We start from the raw sequence: 3,114 nt of genomic DNA on the forward strand, positions 1-3,114 counted from the left end.
AGGTCGATCAGCGCGGCGAGGAACCCGTCGAAGCGCCGCGCCCGGGATTCTCCGCCCACGAGGGTGCCGGTGTCGGGGTGGGCGAACAGCCGCCGCCACCACCGCTTCCCCACGGTGGAGCGCAGCACATCGGTGACGATCCCGGCCGGTAGTGGGCCGTGCCCGACCAGCTCCCCGGTCGCCGGGCTGTCCGGGTCGGCCAGGGCGTCGAGGGGGAGCACGATCCCGACCTCGACGTCGACGTCCTGCGCGCGGGCCTGTCCGGTGAGGCGTTCCACGAGGGTGTCGGCCATGACCTGGTCCCGACTCCGGCCGTCTCCGCCGGTCACGATGAGGCGGTTGGCGTGCGTGCGGAGGGCAGCGAGGCAGGCGACGCCCTGTTCGACGGGCAGCAGCCCGGAGAGCACGGCCATGGTGTCCGGCGCCGGGCGCAACGTGACCCGCCGATCCTTCCGCGCCGTCCGGCCGCGGCGGGTGTAGCCGGCCTTGTCGGTCTCGTACGCCACTCGCTTCACGGTCGCTTCGGCGCGGCGGAACCCCAGCTGCTCGAGCCCGGCCTCGGCGAGCGCCTTGTCGATCAGACGGCGCTGCTCGCCGTCGAGGTGAGAGGTCTGGCCGACCACGGTCTCGGCGAGCCGCTCACTGATCCGCCCCGCCACCAGCAGCCGGCGGGTCTCGGGCAGGTCAGCGGCCAGGGTGCGGGCGACCGTGAGCCGCTTCGAGCCCTGGGTCGGGGAGACCTGGGCGGCGAGGGCGATCTCGTCGGCGATCCCGCGGCCCAGCGCCTCCGGATCGAGACGGCCGGCGGCGACCAGCTCGGCCTGCTCGGCGACCCGGGTCCGGGCGAACGCGACCATCTCGGTGTGCTGCGCCGCGGCCAGCGCGGCCCGCAGCTGCTCATAGACGGCGATCCGAGCGCCGCGCGCCGCTGCGGCGACCGTCGGGTCGGCGACCGCAGCCGCGGCGCGCTCGCCGAGGCGGGCGAGCATCGCGGCCAGCTCCACACTGACGGCGTCACCCGCCCCGACCCCGGTGTTCGAACTCATGTGCGAAAGCTAGCGCGACCCCCCGACAATTACGCCGCGCCGACGACGGCCCGCGGGGCCGAGTGAGCGTCCCATCTCATGGGGCCGGACCGGCCGCCCTTCACGACCCCGACGAACGGTTCAGGGCCGCTCGGGCGGACCCGGAGATCCGGCGCGTCCGTGGCCGGTCGCGGGACCGCCGTGTATCAAGGCGGCATGGCCAACCCGATCGATCGTGCACGTCCGACGGGGCTGCGGTGAGCGTCCCGGTCGCCCAGGGAACCGAGATGGTCATCCACGGTCGGCAGCTGCGGCGGGACCGCGCGCTGATCATGGCCATCGTCAACCGCACCCCGGACTCGTTCTACGACCAGGGCGCGACCTGGCGGTTCGAGGCCGCCCAGGCGGCCATCGAGCACGCCGTCGCCGCCGGCGCGGACGTCGTCGACCTCGGGGGCGTCCCGGCCAGCCCGGGCCCGCTGGTGACCGTCGAGGAGGAGATCGACCGGGTCCGGCCGACCGTGGTGTGGGCGCGCGAGCGCTTCCCGGAGCTCACGCTGTCGATCGACACCTACCGCGCCGAGGTCGTCGAGGCGCTGCTGGCCGCCGGCGCCGACCTGGTGAACGACAGCTGGGCCGGCTGGGACGACGCGATCCTCCCCGTCACCGCCCGTTACGGCGCCGGGTACGTGTGCGCCCACACCGGCGGGCTGACCCCGCGCACCGACCCGGTCCGGCCCCGCTACACCGACGTCATGGGCGACGTCATCACCGCGACGACCACGCTCGCGGAGCGGGCCGTGGAGGCCGGCGTCCCGCCCGAGGGCATCCTGCTCGACCCGACGATCGACTTCGGCAAGAACACCCCGCAGAGCCTCGAGGTGCTGCGGTCGATGCCGCGGCTGATCGCGACGGGGTGGCCGGTGCTGCTCGCGATGTCGAACAAGGGCGTGGTGGGGGAGACCCTCGACGTCCCGCTCGAGGGCCGGCTCGTCGGCACGCTCGCCGCGACCGCCCTCGCGGCCGCCCAGGGCGTCGCGATGGTCCGCGCCCACCAGGTCGAGGAGACGCGGCAGACCGTCGAGATGGTCGCGAGCGTCCTCGGGCAGCGCGCCCCGGCCAACGCGCAGCGGTGGATGGACTGATGCATCAGGTCTGGCCGCTGCCGGCCCGGCCCGTCGAGGACGACGCGGACCTCGAGACCCTCTACCGCTACCCCGTCGACGAGGATCCGGGCGGCTCGCGTCGTTCCTGGCTCGCCGTCAACTTCGTCAGCTCCCTGGACGGCGGGATCGAGATCGAGGGGCGCAGCCGGGGGCTCTCGACCCCCGCCGACCGCCGCGTGTTCGCGCTCGGTCACGACCTCGCCGACGTCGTCCTGCTCGGCTCCGGCACCGCGCTCGCCGAGGCCTACCCGGGCCTGCGGCCGGACGCGGCGGCCGCCGACCGGCGGCGCCGGCACGGGCTCGCCGACGTGCCCCCGCTCGCCGTCGTGACCTCGGGGTCCTTCCCCGCGGACGCGACGAGCATCGTCGACGTGGCCGTCCCGACGATCGTCGTCACCGCCGCCGCCGCGCCCGCCGACCAGCAGGCGGCCTGGCGGGACGCCGGGGCCCGGGTCCTGATCGCCGGCAACGAGGCCGTCGACCTCGCCTCGGCCGTGCGGCAGCTCGCCGACGACGGCTACCGCCGGATCGACTGCGAGGGCGGCCCGGGGCTCGTCGGGACCCTGCTGCACGCCGACCTCGTCGACGAGATGCGCCTGACCATCGCGCCCCTCGCGGTGGCGGGACGGGCCGGCCGGGTCGCGACGAGCGCCGACCCCCTCGAGGCGCCCCGCGGGTTCACGGTCGCTTCGCTGCTCGTCGACGACGACGGGTCGCTGCTGATCCGCTACGTGCGCGAGGCGTTGGAGTAGACCCGCGTCGGGGTCACCAACACAGCGGCCCGGCGCTCGCGGGCCATGGCGGCGTCGAACTCGTCCCAGTCGTCGTGGGTGCCGCCCGCCGCGGTGAAGATGTCGCGGAGCAGGCCGGGGATCGCGTCCTCGGGAACGCCCGGCAGCGGGTCGTCCGGCCCGGCGATCTCG

At 75.2% G+C, this 3,114-nt stretch carries 3 protein-coding genes and 1 pseudogene; 2 read left to right on the plus strand and 2 right to left on the minus strand.

Annotated elements, in window-relative coordinates:
• The coding region (locus tag AC0CYZ_RS12860; RefSeq protein ID WP_472215864.1) for a DUF222 domain-containing protein at positions 1-1,046 on the minus strand (1,046 nt) is incomplete at its 3' end.
• Between the two features lie 266 nt (positions 1,047-1,312).
• Here AC0CYZ_RS12860 and folP point away from each other — a divergent pair.
• Together folP and AC0CYZ_RS12870 are read left to right on the plus strand one after the other, a co-directional pair.
• On the plus strand, positions 1,313-2,170 hold the full coding sequence (gene folP, locus AC0CYZ_RS12865) for a dihydropteroate synthase (protein WP_472215868.1): 858 nt from the start codon (positions 1,313-1,315) through the stop codon (positions 2,168-2,170).
• On the plus strand, positions 2,170-2,943 hold the full coding sequence (locus AC0CYZ_RS12870) for a dihydrofolate reductase family protein (protein ID WP_472215866.1): 774 nt from the start codon (positions 2,170-2,172) through the stop codon (positions 2,941-2,943). Before folP ends, AC0CYZ_RS12870 begins: the two co-directional genes overlap by 1 nt.
• Here AC0CYZ_RS12870 and AC0CYZ_RS12875 read toward each other — a convergent pair.
• Positions 2,919-3,114: pseudogene (locus AC0CYZ_RS12875) on the minus strand (pyridoxamine 5'-phosphate oxidase); the annotation flags it as partial. The gene AC0CYZ_RS12870 and the pseudogene AC0CYZ_RS12875 sit on opposite strands and share 25 nt — an antisense overlap.

Source organism: Actinomycetospora sp. (genome assembly GCF_055612215.1).

Bases quoted from the DNA above. Each gene is read 5' to 3' on its own strand.
- folP (WP_472215868.1), top strand. From the start codon at position 1,313: ATGGTCATCCACGGTCGGCAGCTGCGGCGGGACCGCGCGCTGATCATG.
- AC0CYZ_RS12870 (WP_472215866.1), top strand. From the start codon at position 2,170: ATGCATCAGGTCTGGCCGCTGCCGGCCCGGCCCGTCGAGGACGACGCG.